1 protein-coding gene is annotated in these 579 nt (G+C 64.1%); it reads right to left on the bottom strand.

The genetic code is table 11. The features are described from left to right. The coding region (locus tag PAT3040_RS25120; RefSeq protein ID WP_146200545.1) for a fibronectin type III domain-containing protein at positions 1-579 on the bottom strand (579 nt) is incomplete at both ends.

Below are 579 nucleotides of genomic sequence, written 5' to 3'. Positions count from 1 at the left end.
GTTCCGGCTCGCCGCCCGGAGCCGAACCTCCGCCGCTTTGGCCGCCTCCCCCGCCCCCGTCCGTTGCTGCGGCGGTGCGCACCTTCAAGTACATGGGACTTGATACATTCCCGCTTCCGTCAACCGCCGATACAGCAAACGTATAATCCGTCGACGGCTCCAGTCCTTCAATCGCCGCCGTACGTGTACCGGCAGCCACTTGCGTCTCCCGAATGAGGGCAGGATTGTTGTCCGGCGTCCATACGATCGTTGCCGACGACATCTGTTCCGGCTGGATCGGCTCCTCCCAAGCGAGCTGCACTTTTCTTGCCTCCGTCGCCGTCGCCTTCAGCCCCGCTACGGGAGGCGGAGGCGATACATCAACTTCGTCGCGCGCCCCCGCAAGCCTGAGCAATGCCGGCTCCGATTCATTGCCCGCCGCATCGACCGCGATTACGCGGAAATCGTAATCCGTCGACGGCGACAGCCCCGTTGCCTCCGCCCATTGCAGTTCCCGGCCGATCTCCAGCGGTTCGCCGCTGTACGACGTTTCCTCGGCCTTTTTCCACCAGAGCTTCACCGCCGCGAAATCGCGATCCC

The organism is Paenibacillus agaridevorans (assembly GCF_003112455.1).
Lineage (GTDB): Bacteria > Bacillota > Bacilli > Paenibacillales > Paenibacillaceae > Pristimantibacillus > Pristimantibacillus agaridevorans.
This window is presented reverse-complemented; position numbering and strand designations above follow the sequence as displayed.